We start from the raw sequence: 20,042 nt of genomic DNA on the forward strand, positions 1-20,042 counted from the left end.
GTCTACCCTTCGCCGAGTGCGGCGAGACCCTTCCTGATGCCCGCGATGAAGCGGGGGTTGTCGCCCACGGCCCTCTCGATGCTCGCCGGGAGGCCCTCGAACTTGCCGGACTCGAAGTCGAACTGGTACTTCGCGCCCTTGTTGCTCTGGTCCTGGAAGTGCAGCTGCCCCGGCCGTTGGCCCGGGTTCGGGTTCTCCACGTCGATCCGGTACGGCCCCTGGTTCCACAGCGTCTTGCTGGTGATCTGGGTTCCGTTCTCCCCGATCATGCCCTTGGCGTCGGGATCTTTGATGCCGTAGCGCTCGCGGTCGTCCTTGATGCGCTGTTCGACGACGTCCGGGTGGTAGGGGTCCCTCTCGAACCCCGGCGACGACGTGTACCCCTCGCGCAACGGGTCGTAGGGGGCCAGGCCCAGCGGGTCGGCCCAGGTGTGCGGGTTGTGCACATAGGCCGAGGGGTCGGGGCCGGGTGCGAGTCCGAGCGGGTCCTGCGTCAGGTAGCGGGCGGTCTCGGGGTCGTAGTGACGGTGCAGGTTGTAGTGCAGGCCGGACTCGGAGTCGTAGTACTGCCCGGGAAAGCGCAGCGGGGTGTACGCGGTGCCGTTCCTGGCCCAGGTGGTGGTGCCCCACACCGTGGCGCGGGTGAGCCACGCGACGCCGCCGGACTCGGAGACGAGCTCGGTGGGGGTGCCGACGAGGTCGGTGGCGATGGCGAAGAAGCGCTCGTCGTACACCTCCTGGGAGGCGTCCGCCGCGAGCACCCGTTCCGTCTGCGCCAGCGGTCGTACGCCGCGGTGGTCCCAGGTGAGGGCGACCGGCCTGGGGATTCCGGGGGCGATGGCGGTCTGCTCGCACAGGGTCCAGCCGTCCCAGGTGAACCGCACCTCCTCGACGACCGTGGTGCCGTCCTCCGCCAGGCGCTGTTTCGCGGTGCGGCGGCCCAGCGGGTCGTACCGGTAGCGCCAGCGCGTCCCGTCGGGGGTGGTGACGGCGGTGAGCCGGTCCTCGGCGTCCCAGTCGTAGCGCCAGGTGTCGGGCTTCCGGGACAGCCTCGTCCTGCGGCGCAGCGTGATCCGGCCGGCGGCGTCGTACTCGTACCGCACGGATCCGGCGCGGGTGACGGCGGTGCCCTCGTAGGCGCGCGGGCCGGTCGCCTCGTGGCCGGCGTGCTCCGCGGGCCACGAGGCGGAGGTCTGGGCGCCGACCGCGTCGTAGGCGTACGCCTCGGTCCAGCCGGCGGCCGTCACCGTGGTGACCCGCCCCGCGGTGTCGAGGCCGTAGCGGAAGGAGCCGCGCAGGGCGTCGTCGAGCGCGGTGAGGCATCCGTCGGCGCGGTAGGTGTAGGCGCGCCGGTTGACGGTGCGGGCGCCGGCGGTCAGGAGCTGGGCCGTCAGCCGGCCGGCCTCGTCCCAGACGGAGTCGAGCGTCAGGGCGCCGCCGGGGCCGTCCGGACCTTCCGGGCCGTCGAAGGACCGGCGCACCTCGCGTCCGACCGGGTCGTGGGCGAAGCCGATCCGGCGGGTTCCGCTGTTCAGCGCGGTGAGGCGGCCGGTCGCGTCGTGGTCGTAGGTGGTCACGTGCCCCGTGGGCGTGGTGCGGCGGGCGCGGCGGCCGGCCGGGTCGTAGGCGAAGGAGAGCAGCCGGCCGTCGACGATCTCCGCCTTCAGGTCGCCGCGACGGTCGTACTGCCGGACGAGCTCGCCGTCCGGCCCGGCCGCGTGGACGATCCGCCCGGCCCGGTCGTAGGAGTAGGTGGTGACGGCGCCGCCGGACGTCTCCTTCCGGACGACCCGGCCGAGCGCGTCGCGCTCGTACTCGATCGTTCCGCCGGCCGCGTCGGTCCGGGCGACCACCTGCCCGGCCGCGTCGCGGGCGTAGGTGACGGTCCGGCCGTCGAAGTCGGTCTCGGCGACGGTCCGGCCCGCCCCGTCGTAGGTGTACGACCAGGTCAGGCCGCGCGGATCGGTGACCTCGGTGAGTCGCAGCGAGGCGTCGTGCCCGAAGGTGTGGCGGGCCCCGTCCGGTCCGGTGCGGGCGGCCAGGAGGTCGAAGTCGGTGTACTCGAAGCGGCTGGTGAGACCCGCCCGGTCGGTGTGGGACGTGCAGTTGCCCTCGCCGTCGTACGTCCACGTCTCGGCGGAGCCGTCCGGGTGGGTGCGGCGGGCCAGTTCGCCGTCGGCGTCCCACTCCAGGGTGGTGACGTCACCGAGCGCGTTCGTGACGCGGACCAGGCGGCCGAAGGCGTCGCGTGCGTAGCGGGTGGTGGCCCCGAGCGGGTCGGTGACCGCCAGCGGCAGCCCGGCCGCGTCGCTGCGGTACGTGGTGACGGCGCCGGTCCCGGTCGTACGGGACAACGGGTGGCCCTGTGCGTCGTAGACGTAGCGGGTGGTGTGCCCCGCGCCGTCGGTGACCGCCGTCAGGTTGCCTCGCTCGTCGTACTCCTGACGGACGCGCGTGCCGTCCGCGTCCGTGAACTCGACCGGGAACCCGCGGGCGTCGCGCCGGACGGCGACGCGGCCGCCGTCGGGGCGGACGACGGTGAGCAGCCGGCCTTCGGCGTCGTAGGTGAAGGTGGTGGTCCGGCCGAGCGGGTCGGTGCGGGTGAGCAGGTTGCCGTGCCGGTCGTGGGTGAAGCGGGTGGTGTGGCCGAGCGGATCGGTCGCGGCCAGGAGGCGGGAGGCGCCGTCGACGAGGTGGCGGGTCACACGACCGTCGGAGGTGGTCAGGGTGGTGGTGCGGTGGCCCGTGGCCGGGTCGGGGAGGCCGTACGCGAGGGTGAGCTGGAGATGACCGGCCCCGCCGCCCTCGCCGACGACCCGGTCCCGCTCGTCGTAGACGTAGTCGTAGCGGCGGCCGTTGGAGTCGGTCCAGGTGATCACCCGGTGCCGGTCGTCGTACGCGAAGGCGAGGGTGGCCCCGGACGGCTTGGTGACGGCGGTCAGGTCGCCGTCGGTGTAGCCGTAACGGACGATGTCCTGGGTGGCGCCGGGGCGGGAGGTCGTGCTCCCGGTGGCGCCCTCGGGGAGGCGCAGGGCGAGGCGGGTCACCCGGCCGTCCTCGGTGTCGACGACCACGTGTCGCCCCGCCGAGTCGACGAGGGCGAGCGGCGTGCCGTCCTCGGCGCGGTCCACCGTCACGGCGTGGCCGTTGCGGTCGTGGACGCGGATGAGCCAGGCCACCCCGTCCCCGCCCGGTTCGGCGCCGGCCGGTGCGGTGAACCTGCGGACCAGGCCGGTCGCCGGATCGGTGAGCGTGTAGTCGCCGTCGTCCTCGCGGACCAGGAGCCGCCGCGCGGTGCCCGACTCGGGAAGGGTGGGGATGCCGGGCACCGGGTGCGGATACGGCAGCAGGCGGCCGTCGTCGGTGACGTGGACGACGCCGCGCGCGTCGACCGTCAGTCGCTCGTCCACGGTCGAGGACCAGGACGGGCCGAAGAACCGGCCCAGCGTGTAACCCGACTCGGTGCGCCGGGTGAAGGCCAGCGGCAGCGCGCCGGGCAGCAGCAGGTCGGTCTGCGGCAGGAACATCCGGCCCGAGGCCAGGTCCACCGGGTCGGTCTCGCCGACCGGGCGCTCCGCGTCGGGCCGGTTGTGGGTGCCGTCGGGGGCGTCGTCGATCAGCCTGCGGGCCCGGTTGGCGTCGTTGGCGAGGTCCGCCGCCTCCGCCGCGACCCGCACGCCCTTGACGGCCGCGCCACCGCCGCCGGTGGCCGCGGTGAGCAGCAGGTCGGGGACGAGCCGCCCGAACCCCTCCGCCGGGTCCTTCATGAAGTTGTCGAGCATCTGCTTGCCCGCGCCCATGGGGTCGTTGGCGACCTGTACGAGTCCGGCGGCGAGGCTGTTGAGCTGGGTGAGGTACTCGGCGGGGTGGGTGATGTTGTACGGGTCGGTGGGGTTGACGCTCCGGACGAAGCTGAGCAGTCCTGCCGTGCCCTTGACGATGCCGCCGCCGAAGTGCGTCTGCATCACCTGCATCTCCTCGATGCCGTCCATGGCCTGCTCGGCGTACGAGGGCTTGGGCGGGGCCGCGTCCCGGGCCGCCCGGATCGCGGTGCGGGCGGTCTCGGCGGCCGTGTTGCGCTGCGTGCGGGCCTCGGCGAGGAGCTCCTGCGCCTCCTCCATCTGCGCCTTGCCGGGGTCGGTGAAGGCGCCCGGCCTGGGCGGCAGGGAGGCCGGGTTCCGCTTGTCGGCCGGCTGGGCGTTGTAGCCGTCGACGGCCTTGTTGTAGTCGTCGACCCGCTTGTTGTGCGCGTCGGCCGCGTCCTTGGACGCCTGGGTGCCCGCCTTCCACTTGTCGATGGCCGTCTGGGCCTGCCCCTGGGCCCACTCGACGGTCGAGGCGAAGCCGGTCAGGGCGTCGGCGGCCTTGCCGAAGGCGTCCGCGCCCTTGAACCACTTGGGCGGCTCGACCGCCACCTTCTCCCGGAACGCGTCGGCCGCCTCGCCCTTGACGGTGGAGGAGTCGAGGCCCTTGAGCCCCTTGCCCACCTTGTCGAAGGAGTTCTGGAGGTCGCGGAGATGGGAGGCGGTCGAGCGCAGCTTGGAGGGACTGCCGTAGATGAGCTTGGTCTTGTCCTCGGTCTGTCCGAGGTCCATCTCGTCGACCTCGGCGCCCATCCGGTTGGCCAGTGAGCGCGACTGCTCGCGCACCCAGTCGGCGCCGGACTCCCAGCCGACGTCGTCCAGCCGGTCGGCGGTCCAGTTGCCCGCGTCCTCGACGCGGTTGCCGGCCCACTCGACGCCGTCCTCGACCGCGTCCTCGACGACGTCCGGCGTGATGTCGCTGATGAAGTCCCCGATGCCCACGGTCAGTTCCCCCCGGTGTCCTGCTGCTGGGCGGCCCGCTGCTCGGGAGACGGGCCGAACGTCTCGTCCACGGCGCGGTCGAAGTCGCCCTGGTCCACCCCGAGGAGCTCGTTGAGGATCCGCGCCCGGTTTCCGCCCTCGCCCTCCGTGAGGACGGCCCGCCCGGTGTCCTTCCAGGTCTGCGCGGCCTCGTCGCCGGCGCGCTGGAAGGACTCGGGGCTCCAGTCGGGGTTCAGGTAGTCCGGGGTGAACACGTCACCCCAGTCCTGCTTGACGATGTCGTCCTCGGAGGCGTGCGGGTTGCCCACGGCGGAGTTCACCGCGATCTTGAAGGTGCCCTGGAGGTACTGGTCCTCCTCCCAGACGAGTCCGGCGGCGAGACCCAGAGCCGCCGCGAGCGTGTTGGCGTCCTGGATCTGCGCCCGCACGCCCCATTCCCAGCGCTCGCAGTAGTCCTCGAAGTCCACCGAGAGACCGTGGTGCCCGGCCTCCATGCCGGTCATCGAGAGGTCCGAGAACCCCTTGCCGAGCACGGCCCCCGTGCCCGTGCCGATGTCCCGGAGCTCGGCGGTGGCCGCGCGGATCCCCTCGGTGATCTGCTTGATGCTCTCCTGGCCGAAGTTCAGGTCCTCGGGTCCGCCGCCCATCAGACGTCACCGCCCTCGGCCGGCGCGTGGCCCCGTGCTTCGACGGCGGCGTCCACGGCGGCGGCGTCGGGGACGATGCCGTGGACCGGCGGGAAGAACATCGCCCCGTCCGGATCGGCGATGTCGACGGCCACCCCGGCCGGTACGCCCAGGGCGGGCACGAACTCGTCGAGCAGCCGCGCGCCGCGCAGCGCCGCGTACTCCCAGGGGCGGGCGGCGTCGTCCCCCGGCGCTCCAGGGGTACGGCCACGGGCGCGGGCGAACCGGGCGAGGGACGCCTCGCCGGTGAAGGCGCAGATCCACCGCACCCCGCCGAGCCCGGCCGTCCACAGGCCGCCGGAGTCGAGGGGGACGAGCACCACGGCCCGCCGCAGCTCGCCGATCATGTCCAGGGGATCGCCCTGTCCCGCCCGCCGTTCGGCGATCCGCTCCGCAAGTGCCGTTCCGTCGCTCATCGGCTCCCCTCCCGCCGTTCCCGGGCCGTACCTTCCCGCGTTTCGGGAAGGAACACGACCCGTTCGCCGGGAACGGTTCCGGACCCACCCCGCCTCCCTGCCCCCTGCCTCCCCGCCCCCCGCCGTCAGCTCTCCCCGTACTCCGTCCACGGGCGGAGCTTCTCCGGGTTGCGGACCGCCCAGATGCGGGTGACGCGGTCGCCGGTGAGGTCGAACGCCGCCACGGTCACGGTGACGCCGGAGTGCTGGGCGACCAGGCCGGGCCGGCCGTTGACCGTCCGCTCCAGGAGGGTCAGGCCGGGGGCCTTGTCGGCGATGTGGATGAGGTACTGGGCGATCTGCTCGCTGCCCTCGACCGGGCGCAGCACGGTACCGACCATGCCGCCGCCGTCGGCGGTCATCGTGGCGTCGGGGTCGAGGAGGTCGATGAGTGCCTTGATGTCCCTGGCCTGCCACGCCTCTTTGAAGTCCCGCACCAGGCCGGCCTGCCCGGCCGTCGCGGCCTCCGGGGCCCGCGCCGCCTGGACACGCCGGCGGGCCGAGGACGCCAGCTGCCGGCAGGCCGCGGGCGTCCGGCCGACGATCTCGGCGATCTCGGCGAAGGGGTAGCGGAAGACGTCGTGCAGGATGAACGCCACGCGTTCGGCCGGTGTCATCGCCTCCAGGACGACGAGGAAGGCCATGTTCACCGACTCGTCGAGGGTGATCCGGTCTGCGGGGTCGGCCGGTTCGCCGCCGCCGTCCGTACTTCCGCTCATCCACTCCGTGCGGTCGGGCAGCGGCTCGGGTATCCACGCCCCGACGTAGCGTTCGCGCCGGGCCCGCGCCGAGCCGAGCACGTCCAGGCAGACGCGGCTGGCCACGGTCGTCAGCCAGGCGCCGGGCGAGTCGATGGCCTGCCGCTGCTGCCGTGACATCGCGTACCAGCGGGTGTAGGTCTCCTGCACGGCGTCCTCGGCCTCGGCCAGTGAGCCGAGCAGCCGGTAGGAGAGGTTGATCAGCTGGCGCCGCTCGTCGACGACCGCGCTCAGACCCGGCTCGAACGGGTCGTGCCCTGCCTCGGATGGGGTGCTCATGGTCCCGGCCGCTCCCTGGTTCTTCTCGTCCGCTTCGGCTCTCGGTACTTCGACGAAACACCGCACCGGATGGTGAGCCCCGCCCGCCGCCTCACATTTCGCGGGGCCACGTCGTCGGAGTGTCGAGACATCGATGATCCACGCCGCGAGGCAGAAGAGGGGGGCCGCGCCATGGCCACGCAGACGACGGCAGTACCGGTCAGGCTCACGTTCACGCAGGTCGCGATGGCCCTGCAGACCGTGACTCTCTTCTTCCAGGCGGCGACCGCCGGACTGCTGCTGTCCACGTCGTACGGCGGGATGCTGCACGACGTGGGTTCCCGCGTGATGTACGGGGCGTCGATGCTGTACGTGCTCGCCGCCGTCCTGGCCTGGCGCCCGGGCGGCGGCTCGCCCCGCCCCATCCTGTACGCCTCCGGCTTCCTGGTCCTCGCCTCGGTCCAGGTGGTCCTGGGCATCGCGCACGTGCCGTCACTCCATGTCCCCCTGGGCATCCTGATGTTCGGCCTGAGCATGGTGGAAGTGGGCCAGGTGGTGTCCACCCACCTGTCGACCCGCACCGGCACCCGGCGGTAGCGACCGCGCGCGGAGCATGATGGGGGGTGCGCGGTGGCTTGGGGAGTCAGTCGGCTCCCGGACGGCTCCCGGGAGGGGCGTGCCCACGGCGCCTGCCGGGGGAGCGTCGGGCGGCGATGGGTCGCCGAATCCGCGACTTCCTCGGCCCCAGTTCTTGGCACGCGCCCCGGTCCGCGTCCGTGGGGCGACTGACCGGTTACGTGCGATGAGGTGGGCCTCCGGGAATCCCGTCTCGGTTCGGTTCCTAGCATGGGCACATGGTTGCCAGAGAAACTCAGCAGTCCGATGCGGGACGGGAAGCGGTGTCCCGGGACGGCGCCGAAGCCTGTCCTGCTTCCGTGCCGACGGGAGAACGACGAGAGCCCGCCGGCCCTTCCTCCGAATCGCACCAGGACAAGACCGCCGAGGGCTCCCACCCGGTCGCCGCTCTCGTCGAGCGGGCGGCCGATCTGGTGGAACCGATCAAGCCGAAACTACGTGGCTGGCTCCACGCCGGCATGGTCCCCGCGTCGCTCGCCGCGGGCATCGTCCTGATCTGCCTGGCCGGGACACCGCAGGCCGTGCTGGCCTGCACCGTGTACTCGATCACGGCCTGGCTGCTGTTCGGGACCAGCGCCGTCTACCACCTCGGCACCTGGGGACCACTCGGCGAGGCGATTCTGCGCCGCCTCGACCACGCCAACATCTTCCTGATCATCGCCGGCACCTGCACCCCACTCGCCGTGCTCATGCTCTCCCACGACCAGTGGACCTTCCTGCTGTGGATCGTGTGGACGGGCGCCCTGGTCGGCATCGCCTTCCGTGTCCTGTGGGTCGGAGCTCCCCGCTGGCTGTACACCCCCTGCTACCTGGCCCTGGGCTGGGCGCCCGTGCGATACCTGCCCGACTTCCTCCACAACGGCGGGGTCGCCGTGGTCTCCCTGATCGTCATCGGCGGCCTCCTCTACAGCGCCGGCGCCGTCGTCTACGCCCTCCAGCGCCCCAACCCCTCACCCCGCTGGTTCGGCTTCCACGAGGTCTTCCACGCCCTGACCGTCGCAGCCTTCACCGCCCACTACATCGCCATCTTCCTCGCCGCCCACTGACCACTGTGATGTTCTGACGCCCGCCCCCCGTAGGCCCTGAAACCAGGGCGCTACGCGGGCGGGCGAACAGGGCGCCATGGTCGAGTGATCCGAGAACCTCGCGGCGGGGGCACCTCACCTGCCGGCGGCCGGAAAATCGGTGGCAGGCCCGGTCCGGTCCGGTGACGATCGCGGTATGCCTCACTTCCTGGAGACCGGCCGACTCATCCTGCGCGCGTTCACGGCGGCCGACGTCGACCATCTGCTCGCCCTGGACAACGAACCCGAGGTCATGCGCTTCATCAACGGCGGCCGCCCCACAAGCCGGGAGGCGATCGAGACAAGAACCCTCCCCCGGCTCCTGCACGACTACCCGTGCTGGAACACCCGCGGCTACTGGGCCGCGCACGAGAAGGACACCGGTACCTTCCTGGGCTGGTTCGAGTTCCGGCCCTTGGAGGAGGAGAGCCCTGCCGTGGTCGAACTCGGCTACCGCTTGAACCAGGCCGCCTGGGGACGCGGCTACGCCACCGAGGGCTCGCAGGCCCTCGTACACAAGGGGTTCACGGACCTGGAGGTCGAGCGGGTCACCGCCACCACCATGGCCGTCAACACCCGCTCCCGTCGCGTCATGGAAAAGTCCGGCCTGTCCTTCGTCCGGAACTTCACCGGGGACTGGCCGGAGCAGATCGAGGGCTCCGAGCACGGTGAAGTCGAGTACGCACTCTCCCGCACCGAGTGGGAGCAGTCCCGATAGACGTCAGCCGCCTGGTGGGCGACTCCGGACATGAACTCTCGCAAGCGCTCGTAAGCGATCCTCCACCGAGCCCTCGCGTCGCGCCCGTCGGTCGGTGCCGGCGGCGGGCGAACTCACCTCAGGCCACGGCCGACGGCTCGGCCGCTTCGGTGGCGCGGCGGTGTTCGGCGTTGATGCGCTGGGCCTCTTCGAGCTGGTCTTCCAGGACGATGATGCGGCAGGCGGCTTCGATGGGTGTGCCCTGGTCGACGAGTTCGCGGGCGCGGGCGGCGATGCGCAGCTGGTAGCGGGAGTAGCGGCGGTGGCCGCCCTCCGAGCGCAGCGGGGTGATGAGGCGGGCTTCGCCGATGGCGCGGAGGAATCCTTGTGTGGTGCCGAGCATGGCGGCGGCCCTGCCCATCGTGTAGGCGGGGTAGTCGTCGTCGTCGAGACGGCCGTACGAGTCGTCTGCTGTCATCTGCACCTCTCCCTGGAACGCGTGGAGGGGCCCTGGTGCCGTACGGCACCAGGGCCCCGAAGGAACTTCTACACCACGTGCCGACCCTGATACCGCGCCGGCCTACTGTGTCCGCGTGCCCGACCGGAACAATGTCGGGGTTGCGGGGATCGCGGTTGCTTGACCGGAGACCACCTCACTATCGATGTCCTGCGGTACCCGGGCTCAGACTTCCGCCCGGGCGATCCTGATGGTGCGCCGCTCCTCCGTGATTCCTCGGTGATGATTTACCTACTAAGGGGTACTGCGTACTACTGGTACTGATCCACTGCTGGTACTGCTGGTACTGCTCTACTGCGGGTACTGCTGGTGATGCGAACTGCTCAGTGGCCTGTGACAGCGCCACTCTCCGGCAGCCAGCCCCGTTGCCCGTCCTGCGTCTGCTCTGGCTTGGAACCCCACTGCCGGACTTCCCGGTGCGCGCGTCCGCAGCCGACGCCTTCACCAGGGGTGCTACTCATCACTTCACTGCTGGGCACTGCGTACTGCGTACTGCACTCACGGGTACCGCACCTGACATGGCCGCGGTCCCGCACCCGGCGGCCCCTGATCACTGCGGGCCACCCGGTCCGGCCGTCAGTCCCGTCGCCGTCCTGCAACATCCCTGGCTTCGAAACTCCACCGCCGCACCGCCCTGCGAACTGCACTTACCTGTACTGCTGGTACCGCTGCCCGGCAGTTCATCTCTGCCGGGCCCTGCTGTCTCTCTGGGCTACGAGAGAAACCATAGCCACGCCACCGCCCAATGTCTACTCCGGCCAATACAGATTTCCGCGTGTCCGATGGACAGGTAATCGACCTTGAGCGGGGATGCGGGAATGCGGGGATGCGGAGGGTCACGGAGCGGCCGTCGTCGGGACAGTGGTGCGGCCCGGTGTGTGGATCAGTGTCGGTACGGCGCAGCCGACGGTGCGGGTGTGGGCAGGTGAGGGTTCTGCTGGCGGGCCACGCGCGTCTTCTCATCCATGCGGTTGCTGTCGCGCGGCGGCGTTCAGGAGACGCCGCACGGGCCGGGAGGGGTTGACGAGCCGGAGTCTGCGTCCGTGGCGTGGCCACTGGTCGAGGGCGGCGAGGAAGCCGGAGTCGCAGAAGGCGACCCGGGCGGTGTCCAGGACGAGGCCGGTGCAGCCGATGTCGGCGGCCGAGGCGAGCAGCGCGCGCAGCGGGGCGGCACTGTAGTGGTCGACCTCGCCCGCGAGGTGGAGGACCAGGGTGGTGCCGAGGGTGGTGCAGGAGGTGATGACTATGTCGCCGGGCGCGGCGTCCGCGCCCGCGTCGTGCAGGGCAGCAGAGTCAGGGGTGGCGTGGAGAGTGGGCACTATCGGCATGGTGCTCGTGGTGTTCACATCCGCACCAACGTCTCCCACCGGAGGCAGAAACGAGCCACCCTGCCCTTTCACCCCATGTGACCAGCTGCGATAACGGCTCAAAGGGCGGGCGCGAGGGCCGCGGCACAACACGGGAGGGGCGAGCTCACTCACGGCACGACCAGGTCGGGGAGCAGAGGGCGGAGCTGTTCCGCGGTGACCACTCCTTCCCGGACGAGGGCTGGTGCCGGGCCGCTCAGGTCGACGATCGACGACGAGACCACTCCCGCTGTCCGTCCGTCGTCGAGGTAGACGGAGACGGCGTCGCCGAGCATCTCCCGGGCTGCCACGCAGTCCTGGGGCGAGGGGTGGTCGGTGAGGTTGGCGCTGGAGACCGCCATGGGACCGGTCGCGGCGATCAGGCTCCGCGCGAGAGCGTGATCGGGCATGCGAACGGCCACGGTGCCCTTCGTCTCGCCCAGATCCCAGCCCAGGGACGACCGGTGGCGCACGACCAGGGTCAGAGCGCCCGGCCAGAACGCCTCGATCAGCTCACGTGCCCCTCGGGGAAGCTCGTCCACCAGCTCCCCCAGGGCGTCGGCCGAGTCGACGAGCACCGGAGAGGGCTTGTGCCGGCCCCGCCCTTTGGCGGTGAGCAGGGCTGCGACAGCGCGCGGGTCGAAGGCGTCGGCGCCCAGGCCGTAGACGGTGTCCGTGGGAAGGACGACGAGGCGGCCCTCGCGCACCGCCGCGACGGCTGCCCTGAGTCCGGTGGCGCGGGACGTCGGCTCGGTGCAGTCGAAGTACCGCGTCATGATCCCGCTTCGCCCTCCTCGGTGATGTCACCGCGTGACGTGACCACCCGCGCGGTGCCTTCGGTGAGCTGGTAGCCCAGGCCCACCACGGCCACCTCCCCCGCCTCGACCTGCTCCGAGAGCAGGCGGGAGCGGTCGAGCAGCAGGTCGACCGTGTGACGGATGTGCTCGTCCACATCGCTGTCGGCGGTCAGTCCCGCCGCACGGGCGGCCAGGATGCTCGGGGTGACGCGTTCGACGACGTCCCGGACGAAACCGCCGACCGACAATCCGTCCTCCACGGCAGCGCGGGCGGCCGCGACGGCGCCGCAGGAGTCGTGGCCGAGGACGACGACGAGGCGGGCGCCGAGCACGCTGGTCGCGTACTCCACACTCCCCAGCACCTCCGAGCCCAGGACGTGCCCGGCGGTACGGACGACGAAGAGGTCTCCGAGACCCTGGTCGAAGATGATCTCGGCGGCCAGACGCGAGTCGGAGCATCCCAGCACGACGGCGAAGGGATCCTGCCCGGGAGCGAGCTCCGTACGCCGGGCGGCATCCTGGTTGGGGTGCGCGGGCTCCCCGGCGACGAAACGCTTGTTGCCCGACAGCAGAGCGTCGAAGGCCACATGAGGTGAAGTTCTCGGCATGACAGCAGCATAGAACCGCCCTCCGCCCACACACCGGAGGGCCCCGCACCCACGTCCATCACGTCTCGAGGGGCGATCGCCGACCGTGTGGCGTGGGGCCCGGGTTCGGCGGCGAGCACCCGACGGAGAGGAAGAGGAGACGGCCGGCAGTCCCGTGGGACGCCTCGACGCTCACGCGGCGTACTGCTGCTGGCAAGGCGGTGACGGCCCGTCCCGCCCCGGTGGCACGACCGGTTGAGGGGACGGGACGACCCGTGAATAGGATCGGCTCTCATGTCGAAGCTTGACGAGCTGCTCGTTGACGTTGCCACGCTGGTGGAGTCCGGGCAGAGCAATCAGATGTCCCTGACGGTGGTCACCGGTGACGCTGTCATCACCGGTCGGCTGGCGCCCGAAGCGGTGTGGAGGCAGCGGGTGTCGGAGGTCCTGGCCGACTCCGCCCGCCTGGGAGAGTTCTCCGCCGTCTTCACCGCACCGACCCGGAGGGACGGGCCGCCCGCCTATCTGCACTTCCACATGGCGCGGATCCTCCAGGGCACGGTGGGGATCCCCGAGACGGGCGGGATGTACCGCGTCGCGATCGCGGACATCAGCGCCTGGACCATGGGCGACTTCAGCTACTCCGATCACTGACCCCGCACCTTGGGGAGCCCGTCCACCGATAGGCGAGAGGGCCCGACCGGCGGGTGCCGGTCGGGCCCTCTCGGCTGCCCGGATGTCAGCTCACGTTCGCCCGCGGGTCGCGGTCAGGCCGCGGCCGGGGCTCCGAGCATCGCCGAGGCGTGCTGGAGCGGGTCGAGGGCGCGGACGGGCGCGGCGGCCTGGGGAGGAAGGTTCCGGCAGGTGAAGCCGAGCTTGGTCATCGCGCGGAGGACCTCACCGGCGCTGAAGTCGCGGCGGTCCTGGCGGGTGATGGCCTGACCGACCTGCTTGACGGGGTAGGTGCGGCGGCCGATGATCACGGACTCGCCGACGGCCTCCTCGGGCTTGACGCCCCGCATGGTCTCCAGGACTCCGCTCTTGGTGAGGTCGAAGGGGAAGCGGGCGATGACACAGCGCACGATGCCTCACAGGGAGAAGGAGGAAGGGGATGTTCCGCCGTGGTGAGGCGGTTCACGCGAGGACGAGGACGGGCGCGGGGGCGCCCTGGGTGCCGTCCTGCTCGCCGACGACGGGCGGGGTGAGGTTCCGGGAACGCACCGCGTGGCCGATCGTCAAGGCGGTGGCCGAGGTGAGCGGCCCGCCGTCGCCGGAGAGGTCACGCAGCTGGAGCCGGTCTGTGTAGACGGCGCTGTCGCGGACGGCGGTGAGCTGCGCCCGGGTGACCAGGCCGGTGCACTGGCCGTCGTTGTCGCTGACGAGGAGGTGTCCGGTGCGGGCCCCGGCCATGACGGACAGGGCCACCTCGACGGTCATGTCGTCGCCGACCTGCGGCCCGGCCGTTTCCCGGGCGTCGGCCACCGTCCCGTCCACGGGGGCGGTCGGTGCCGGGTGGGGCTGCATTCGGACCAGCGTCACAACGTGCCTCCTGAGGAGATGGGTCAGCTTCCTGATCATGTGCCGCTCAGGCGGCCGTGTCGGTGGCCGGGCGGCGTCCGCCGGTGCGCCGGGCGGCCGAGGCGGTGCTGCGGCGGCCGCGGGTGGTCGTTCCGCGCTTGCGCTGCTCGGTGGCGGGTGCGGTGATCGTCACCGGGATGCCGGAGGGGGTCCGCGCGCCGGTGATCCGGGTCAGTGCCTCCTCGCCGGAGCGGACCTCGGTGGTCTGGGGCACGATGCCGGCGGCGGTCATCAGACGGGTCATGTCACGGCGCTGGCCGGCGGTGACCAGGGTGACGACGCTGCCGGACTCGCCGGCCCGCGCGGTACGCCCACCGCGGTGGAGGTAGTCCTTGTGGTCGGTCGGCGGGTCCACGTTGACCACCAGGTCGAGGTTGTCGACGTGGATGCCACGCGCGGCGACGTTCGTCGCGACCAGGACGGTGACATGCCCGGTCTTGAACCGGGCCAGGGTCCGGGTGCGCTGCGGCTGGGTCTTCCCGCCGTGCAGGGCGGCGGCCCGGACACCGGAGTTGAGGAGGTCCTCGGTGAGCCGGTCCACCGCGTGCTTGGTGTCCAGGAACATGATCACCCGGCCCTCGCGCGCCGCGATCTGCGTCGTCAGCCGCTGCTTGTCGCCGCCGTGCACGTGCAGGACGTGGTGCTCCATGGTGGTGACCGCGCCCTGGGAGGGATCCACCGAGTGGACGACGGGGTCGGTGAGGTAGCGGCGGACCAGGAGGTCGACGTTGCGGTCCAGGGTCGCGGAGAACAGCATGCGCTGACCCTCGGGGCGGACCTGGTTCAGGAGCGCGGTGACCTGCGGCATGAAGCCCATGTCGGCCATCTGGTCGGCCTCGTCCAGGACGGTGACGCCGACCTGGTTGAGCCGGCAGTCGCCGCGGTCGATGAGGTCCTTGAGCCGGCCCGGGGTCGCCACGACGACCTCGGCGCCGCTGCGCAGCGCGTTCGCCTGACGGCCGATCGGCATCCCGCCGACGACGGTGGCCAGGCGCAGCTTCACGGCGCGGGCGTAGGGCGTGAGGGCGTCGGTGACCTGCTGGGCGAGTTCCCGGGTGGGGACCAGGACCAGCGCCAGCGGCTGGCGGGGCTCGGCGAGCTGTCCGGCGGTGCGGGCCAGCAGGGCCAGGCCGAAGGCGAGGGTCTTGCCGGACCCGGTCCGGCCCCGGCCCAGGACGTCACGGCCCGCCAGCGAGTTCGGCAGCGTCGCGCCCTGGATCGGGAACGGTACCGACACGCCCTGCGCGGTCAGCGCGGCCAGCAGCGTCTTGGGCATGTCGAGATCGGCGAACGCCTCGACAGCGGGCAGCGCCGGAGTGATCGTCTGCGGCAGGGCGAACTCGCCCTGCACCGCCGCGGGCCGGCGGCCGGAACCGCCCGAACGCTTCGGACCACCCGACCGGCTCGGCGCGGACGAACCGAAACGGCCGCCCCGCACCGGACCCCCGGCGGAGGAGTCATAGGAGTGACCCCCGGTGCGACGGGACCGGGAAGAACGGCTGTTGGTACGTGTGGGGTTCATTCAGAACCTTCCTCGATACGGCACGCATCGAGGAATTCCCGCGCGGCGAAACAGCGCGGGTAATCACAGGTACGGGCCGGGTGAAATGCGAAAGCGGGCGGCTTGGCTCAGGACAAAGGAATTGTCGGCACAAGCAGGCGTGAAAGAAATGCGAGATCCGCAGGTGCGCGTGAGGGCCCTGCGAAACGCATGCAGCTGGGGCCCGCACCCCGAGGGATGCGGGCCCCAGCTACGTTTTACGCGTCAGCGTCAGGCGGAAACGATGTTCTCGGCCGTCGGGCCCTTCTGGCCCTGCGCGATGTCGAAGGAGACCTTCTGGCCCTCCTGGAGCTCGCGGAAGCCGGAGGCGGCGATGTTCGAGAAGTGGGCGAACACGTCAGGGCCGCCACCGTCCTGCTCGATGAAGCCGAAACCCTTTTCCGCGTTGAACCACTTCACGGTGCCAGCAGCCATGTCATATCTCCTTGGGGCAGTACGCCGGCATCCGTACCGTACGGATGCCGTGTCGCCGCGATGATGCCCTGCCCGGAAAATGACCGGAAATACAAAGCGCTTCCGTACGGCACGCGGCCGACCGGAGGCGCTTGAAGTTTTTGGGTACCAAAACTGCAACTGAGATCGACAGTAGCACGTCGCCGTAGCCTGTGTGCGGCGAATATTTCCCCCTGTGTGTCGCCGACAAAAACCCTCTCCGCGATGGCCGTTAAAATCTCAGGCCGCGAACACAGGTATTCACGCACTCCGTAATGAGGTGTTTCGGAAGAAAGACGGTCGGCAGGTCGGACGGAGGCCGGCTCGGGTACGGAGTCGTCGAGGCGCTGACGAGTCCTGGGCGGGATCGCGCGTGGCCGACGCGGTGCGACTGGGGCGGATCAGCCCTGTGCCTTGATGTGGTCGATGACGGAGGTGAAGGCATCGGTGGGTGAGAAGTCCACGTACTCGCAGTCCTCGAGCGCCACGGGAGCGTGCCCTGGCGGCCAGTAGAACGCCTGGCCCGCCTCGTAGATCTCCTCTCCGTCCTTCGTCACCATCTTCAGCCGCCCTTTGAGCATGTAGCCCCAGTGGGGGCAGGGGCAGAGGTCGTCGGGCATGCCGGTCAGGGCGGTCCGCATGTCGGTGCCCCGGGGAAAACGGACGAAGGCCACGGAAAGGTCGTCGCTGACGGCTTGTGTGCGGAGTTCGACACCTCCGCCCTCGATCGCGACCGGTGTGTCATTCCGTGTCGTCGCTGTCATGGCCATCTCGATTCGTTGGGCGTGTGAGCTTGGCGTGGCCTTCTTCCAGGCTGCCCCCGGCGGCCGGATCGTGCCATGCGGGCCCGGTGACCGCACTCGTGGGCAAGGGCAGGCGTCGCTACAAGCCGGCAGAAGGAACAGATCAGCCGGTCGTACGTGTACGCACTCGCTTCCGCCATGTCCAAAAGGGCCACAGATTCTCTTCCTTGACGCCGCGCGTGGTCGATGACCGTCGCCCGGACCCCGCCGGAGTCGCCGACGGCCCACACCACGCCGGGGTGGACCTGGTCGCGGACGCCTTCGCTCAGCAGGATCTCGGTGCGGTCGGTGCGGTCGGTGCGGTCGGTGCGGTCGGTGCGGTACGGCTTGGTCTCCCTCTTCGTACGGGTATCCCAGCGGCCGGCGTAGTGACGTGGGTCGGATGGGCCGGGCGACGGCGTGGCGGCGGCCGCGGGTCACCACCGGCCCACGCGGAGGGACCGCCTCGAAGGGCAAGGAAGGGGCACGACCGGCTTCCTCGGAGATACGGCGCTTCTTCCGCGTGTCGGCTGCCTGGTGATCAGTCGTCGGGTGGGCTTTCCGCTTCCTGGAGTCTCTCGGCGATGTCATCGGCCCACTCCTGAGCCCACCGGCGCAGCTCGATCGTCTGCTGGTCGTCGAGTCCGTAGGCCGCGAATTCGGTGTCGTCGATCCAGTCCGCGCCGGCGAGCCGGGCCTGAAGGTCGGAGAGGTCGAAGCTGTCACGGGCGTGGCGGCGGCCGAGCTCTTCGAGCTCGATGTGACTCCAGCGGTCCGTCGCCGCTCGGACGTCGATCAGGTCACGCGCCAGGCCCCGGTCCGCCAGCGCGCGAACCTTCGTGCCGACCACGTCCTCCAGGGAAAGCACCAAGCCGTGCCGAGTCCTCACAGGCGGGCGCCAGAGCGCTTCCTTGAGGACGTCGACCTCGCACTCCTCGCCGGTGGAGGTGTCGGTGACGATCAGCCGCGCGAACAGCGGGTCGGTCTCCAGCGCTCGTACCTGCCAGCCGCGTCGTTCCAGCCCGGCCCGCACGGCGGCGGCGATCTTCTCCATCGGTTCCGGGTTCTCGGTGGCGACATCGAGGTCCTTGCTGAGCCGGTCGACCAGGCCATGTGCCTGGACGGCGTAGCCACCCGTGAGCACGAGCGGATAGACATCGCCCACGGCGAGGACATCCGCGAGGAGCCGCCGGTGCAGTTCCGTGAGATTCACGCAGCAGCCTGGGCGTCGGGCGTCAGTTCCTCGAAGGCGTCCTCCCAGACATCGCGGATGTCCCGGCTGATCAGTGTGCGCAGGACGGGCCACATGGCGACGAGCAGTTCCCGGTTCAGGTAATGGACCAGGTCATCGTGCTGCCCCTCGGCCAGCACGATCCGGTAGCAGCTCATCCGCAGTCGGGGCTGGTCCAGGTCGAACCGAGACAGGCCGGACCACGCGAGGTGCAGCGGAAGGTCGACGTGGCCGTGGGCGGGGCCGCCGAGCTCCGAGAGCTTGGCGGGAAGCCGCCTGGCGAATCTGGCGCGGCGGAGCTCGGGAACGCTGGGCGTGGCTGCCATGCCTTGATTATTCCGCAAGAGGCCGAGGCGGCTCCGTGATTCCGTAACAGGCACCACCCGGCTCAGAGCTTCTCCCTGGTCCCAGTGGCGGTTACGCCGCCGTAAGGGCAGGTCAGAGCGCTCATGAGACACCTCCGGCGGGACAACGCAGGGCCCCCTCCGCGTGCCCCGTCCTGCGTAGCTGAAGGGTGTACGACCGGTGAGACTGGCCTGCCGACAAACAAGCCGCAGATCGCGGACCCGGGGCTTTGCTATGGAGCGGATGACGGGAGTCGAACCCGCGCCATAAGCGTGGGAACCACCGCCGCCCGTCTCGATCGTCTCTGGTCTGACCTGCGGAAACGCGCCGTGGTAGGGCGTTCCTCGCCGATCCCGAGACGCCCGTGTCGACCGCCGTTCACCCCTCTGAAGGGCGCGGCTGGGGCACGTTGCCGGCGTCTGGAAGCGATCTACGGCGACACCGGCACCGACGGGCCGACCACGGCCCCCATCAGGGTCGGCCTGCCCACACGCCACCGTCAGGTGTTCGTTCGCCTGCACGCTGCGACGCTGCGACGGTGGGACCGGGCCGGCCAGCCCGCCGCTGGCCTTCCCGTCCGACCGGGGAGGTGCCCCTCGCGTCGCCTCTTCCTGACCGTGATCATCGGCGCGATCGCGGACGGCATCGTGCTGGTCGAGGCCGACCTCATCCATGCCGCCCTGCGCATGCGCCCGCTCACCGCCGCCTCGGCGGGTGACGGATCAGAGTCCGCCGTCGCACCCGCACGGAGCTGGTCGGCGCACGCCGTGGACGGAGACGGCTACGCCTCGTGGTCCGAGGCCGAAGCCATCGTCACGAGGGGGGCTAGCCTGCCTCGCGTCGAGCCGCACGCGTGCCAGAGGCGGACGCTTGCGCGTCCTCGTCGAGCGGGAAGGTTTCGATCTCCCCGAAGTCGGGCGCCTGGAAGGGGTTCGTGGTGGGATGCGGTGATGTCGCGGCGGCACCGGGGGGCGCCCCCTCCGGAGCGGAGAACGGCGAGGTCAGGTCGATGAGAGGGTCCTCTTCATTGCGGGGCCATGAACGGATCCGGTGTGTCGTGACCGGGCACGGCGGTCCTACAGCTTGCTCATCTTGGCGTACGGACTCAAGATCCGCTCCTGCGTCGAGCCGAAATCCACGACCGCCGCGATCCCGTCCTCGATGGCGATGACCCGGCCGAGGCCGTGCACGTCGTGTGTGACCTGGTCGCCTACGGCGAAGTGCTTAGGAGGCAGCGTGACCGGGGCTTTGAAGGGACTGGTGGGCAGAATGCGCTTCGGAGCACTTGGCTTTGTCATTGCTGCCAGTATGCGCCCACACGTATCCGCTGCGGCCGTCGGCGTCCGCAGCGCGCGGTGGCCGAGAAGGGTCGCGCCGAAAGCAACAGCCCCAGGTCGCTGACCTGGGGCTGTTGCCGTGGAGCGGATGACGGGAATCGAACCCGCGCTACAAGCTTGGGAGTCACCCGCTACTTGACCTTGCGTATGGCGTCTGTCCTGCAGGAACG

The 20,042-nt window shown here is 70.8% G+C and carries 20 protein-coding genes; 4 read left to right on the plus strand and 16 right to left on the minus strand.

Features of this window, described 5'->3' with window-relative positions; translation table 11 throughout:
- Positions 1 to 2: 2 nt before the first annotated feature.
- The 4 genes from ACRRSS_RS36330 to sigJ all read right to left on the minus strand — a co-directional run bounded on the left by ACRRSS_RS36330 (position 3) and on the right by sigJ (position 6,983).
- The gene (locus tag ACRRSS_RS36330) at positions 3 to 4,805 is read right to left on the minus strand and encodes a putative T7SS-secreted protein (RefSeq protein WP_435975193.1); all 4,803 of its coding nucleotides are present in this window, start codon (positions 4,803 to 4,805) and stop codon (positions 3 to 5) included.
- Between the two features lie 2 nt (positions 4,806 to 4,807).
- Positions 4,808 to 5,455, minus strand: coding sequence for a hypothetical protein (locus ACRRSS_RS36335; protein WP_435975518.1), 648 nt, complete (start codon positions 5,453 to 5,455; stop codon positions 4,808 to 4,810).
- Positions 5,452 to 5,907, minus strand: coding sequence for a hypothetical protein (locus ACRRSS_RS36340; protein ID WP_435975194.1), 456 nt, complete (start codon positions 5,905 to 5,907; stop codon positions 5,452 to 5,454). Before ACRRSS_RS36340 ends, ACRRSS_RS36335 begins: the two co-directional genes overlap by 4 nt.
- 125 nt (positions 5,908 to 6,032) lie before the next feature.
- Positions 6,033 to 6,983, minus strand: coding sequence for an RNA polymerase sigma factor SigJ (gene sigJ, locus ACRRSS_RS36345; RefSeq protein WP_435975195.1), 951 nt, complete (start codon positions 6,981 to 6,983; stop codon positions 6,033 to 6,035).
- Between the two features lie 171 nt (positions 6,984 to 7,154).
- Here sigJ and ACRRSS_RS36350 point away from each other — a divergent pair, with 171 nt between their 5' ends.
- The 3 genes from ACRRSS_RS36350 to ACRRSS_RS36360 all read left to right on the plus strand — a co-directional run bounded on the left by ACRRSS_RS36350 (position 7,155) and on the right by ACRRSS_RS36360 (position 9,380).
- The gene (locus ACRRSS_RS36350) at positions 7,155 to 7,559 is read left to right on the plus strand and encodes a hypothetical protein (RefSeq protein WP_435975196.1); all 405 of its coding nucleotides are present in this window, start codon (positions 7,155 to 7,157) and stop codon (positions 7,557 to 7,559) included.
- A 338-nt stretch (positions 7,560 to 7,897) separates the two neighbouring features.
- Entirely contained in the window at positions 7,898 to 8,644 is a 747-nt protein-coding gene (gene trhA, locus ACRRSS_RS36355; protein ID WP_435975197.1) for a PAQR family membrane homeostasis protein TrhA, read from the plus strand.
- A gap of 175 nt (positions 8,645 to 8,819) precedes the next feature.
- Positions 8,820 to 9,380 carry a GNAT family N-acetyltransferase gene (locus tag ACRRSS_RS36360; protein WP_435975198.1) on the plus strand — a complete coding sequence of 187 codons (561 nt, stop codon included), beginning with the start codon at positions 8,820 to 8,822 and terminating at the stop codon, positions 9,378 to 9,380.
- A gap of 118 nt (positions 9,381 to 9,498) precedes the next feature.
- Here the strand turns inward: ACRRSS_RS36360 and ACRRSS_RS36365 are convergent, their stop codons facing one another.
- The 4 genes from ACRRSS_RS36365 to ACRRSS_RS36380 form a co-directional block, all read right to left on the minus strand.
- Entirely contained in the window at positions 9,499 to 9,837 is a 339-nt protein-coding gene (locus ACRRSS_RS36365; RefSeq protein ID WP_435975199.1) for a MerR family transcriptional regulator, read from the minus strand.
- Between the two features lie 998 nt (positions 9,838 to 10,835).
- Positions 10,836 to 11,195 (minus strand): STAS domain-containing protein, encoded by a 360-nt coding sequence (locus tag ACRRSS_RS36370; protein WP_435975200.1) that lies wholly within the window; start codon positions 11,193 to 11,195, stop codon positions 10,836 to 10,838.
- Positions 11,196 to 11,353: 158 nt separating this feature from the next.
- Entirely contained in the window at positions 11,354 to 11,998 is a 645-nt protein-coding gene (locus tag ACRRSS_RS36375; RefSeq protein WP_435975201.1) for an L-threonylcarbamoyladenylate synthase, read from the minus strand.
- Positions 11,995 to 12,627, minus strand: a complete 633-nt coding sequence (locus ACRRSS_RS36380; protein ID WP_435975202.1) for a carbonic anhydrase — start codon at positions 12,625 to 12,627, stop codon at positions 11,995 to 11,997. Before ACRRSS_RS36380 ends, ACRRSS_RS36375 begins: the two co-directional genes overlap by 4 nt.
- A 273-nt stretch (positions 12,628 to 12,900) precedes the next feature.
- Here ACRRSS_RS36380 and ACRRSS_RS36385 point away from each other — a divergent pair, with 273 nt between their 5' ends.
- Complete coding sequence (locus ACRRSS_RS36385) at positions 12,901 to 13,260, plus strand: hypothetical protein (protein WP_435975203.1); 360 nt, start codon at positions 12,901 to 12,903, stop codon at positions 13,258 to 13,260.
- A gap of 113 nt (positions 13,261 to 13,373) precedes the next feature.
- Here ACRRSS_RS36385 and ACRRSS_RS36390 read toward each other — a convergent pair whose 3' ends face one another.
- From ACRRSS_RS36390 to ACRRSS_RS36425, 8 genes are all read right to left on the minus strand, one after another.
- Positions 13,374 to 13,688, minus strand: coding sequence for an SCO5918 family protein (locus tag ACRRSS_RS36390; RefSeq protein WP_435975204.1), 315 nt, complete (start codon positions 13,686 to 13,688; stop codon positions 13,374 to 13,376).
- A 52-nt stretch (positions 13,689 to 13,740) separates the two neighbouring features.
- On the minus strand, positions 13,741 to 14,145 hold the full coding sequence (locus ACRRSS_RS36395; RefSeq protein WP_435975205.1) for a CBS domain-containing protein: 405 nt from the start codon (positions 14,143 to 14,145) through the stop codon (positions 13,741 to 13,743).
- A 46-nt stretch (positions 14,146 to 14,191) separates the two neighbouring features.
- On the minus strand, positions 14,192 to 15,706 hold the full coding sequence (locus tag ACRRSS_RS36400) for a DEAD/DEAH box helicase (protein ID WP_435975206.1): 1,515 nt from the start codon (positions 15,704 to 15,706) through the stop codon (positions 14,192 to 14,194).
- 249 nt (positions 15,707 to 15,955) lie between these two features.
- Positions 15,956 to 16,159 carry a cold-shock protein gene (locus ACRRSS_RS36405; RefSeq protein ID WP_435971723.1) on the minus strand — a complete coding sequence of 68 codons (204 nt, stop codon included), beginning with the start codon at positions 16,157 to 16,159 and terminating at the stop codon, positions 15,956 to 15,958.
- Positions 16,160 to 16,578: 419 nt separating this feature from the next.
- A complete protein-coding gene (locus ACRRSS_RS36410) occupies positions 16,579 to 16,941 on the minus strand; it encodes a hypothetical protein (RefSeq protein ID WP_435975207.1) in 363 nt (120 codons plus the stop codon).
- Between the two features lie 559 nt (positions 16,942 to 17,500).
- Positions 17,501 to 18,172: a nucleotidyl transferase AbiEii/AbiGii toxin family protein gene (locus tag ACRRSS_RS36415; protein ID WP_435975208.1), complete on the minus strand. Its 672-nt coding sequence runs from the start codon at positions 18,170 to 18,172 to the stop codon at positions 17,501 to 17,503.
- Entirely contained in the window at positions 18,169 to 18,516 is a 348-nt protein-coding gene (locus ACRRSS_RS36420; protein WP_435975209.1) for a transcriptional regulator, read from the minus strand. The genes ACRRSS_RS36415 and ACRRSS_RS36420 overlap by 4 nt, the downstream gene beginning before the upstream one ends.
- A 1,095-nt stretch (positions 18,517 to 19,611) precedes the next feature.
- Positions 19,612 to 19,833 (minus strand): hypothetical protein, encoded by a 222-nt coding sequence (locus ACRRSS_RS36425; protein WP_435975210.1) that lies wholly within the window; start codon positions 19,831 to 19,833, stop codon positions 19,612 to 19,614.
- Between the last annotated feature and the right edge of the window lie 209 nt (positions 19,834 to 20,042).

The sequence above is a fragment of the Streptomyces sp. Qhu_M48 genome, assembly GCF_051305195.1.
Taxonomy (GTDB): Bacteria; Actinomycetota; Actinomycetes; order Streptomycetales; family Streptomycetaceae; genus Streptomyces.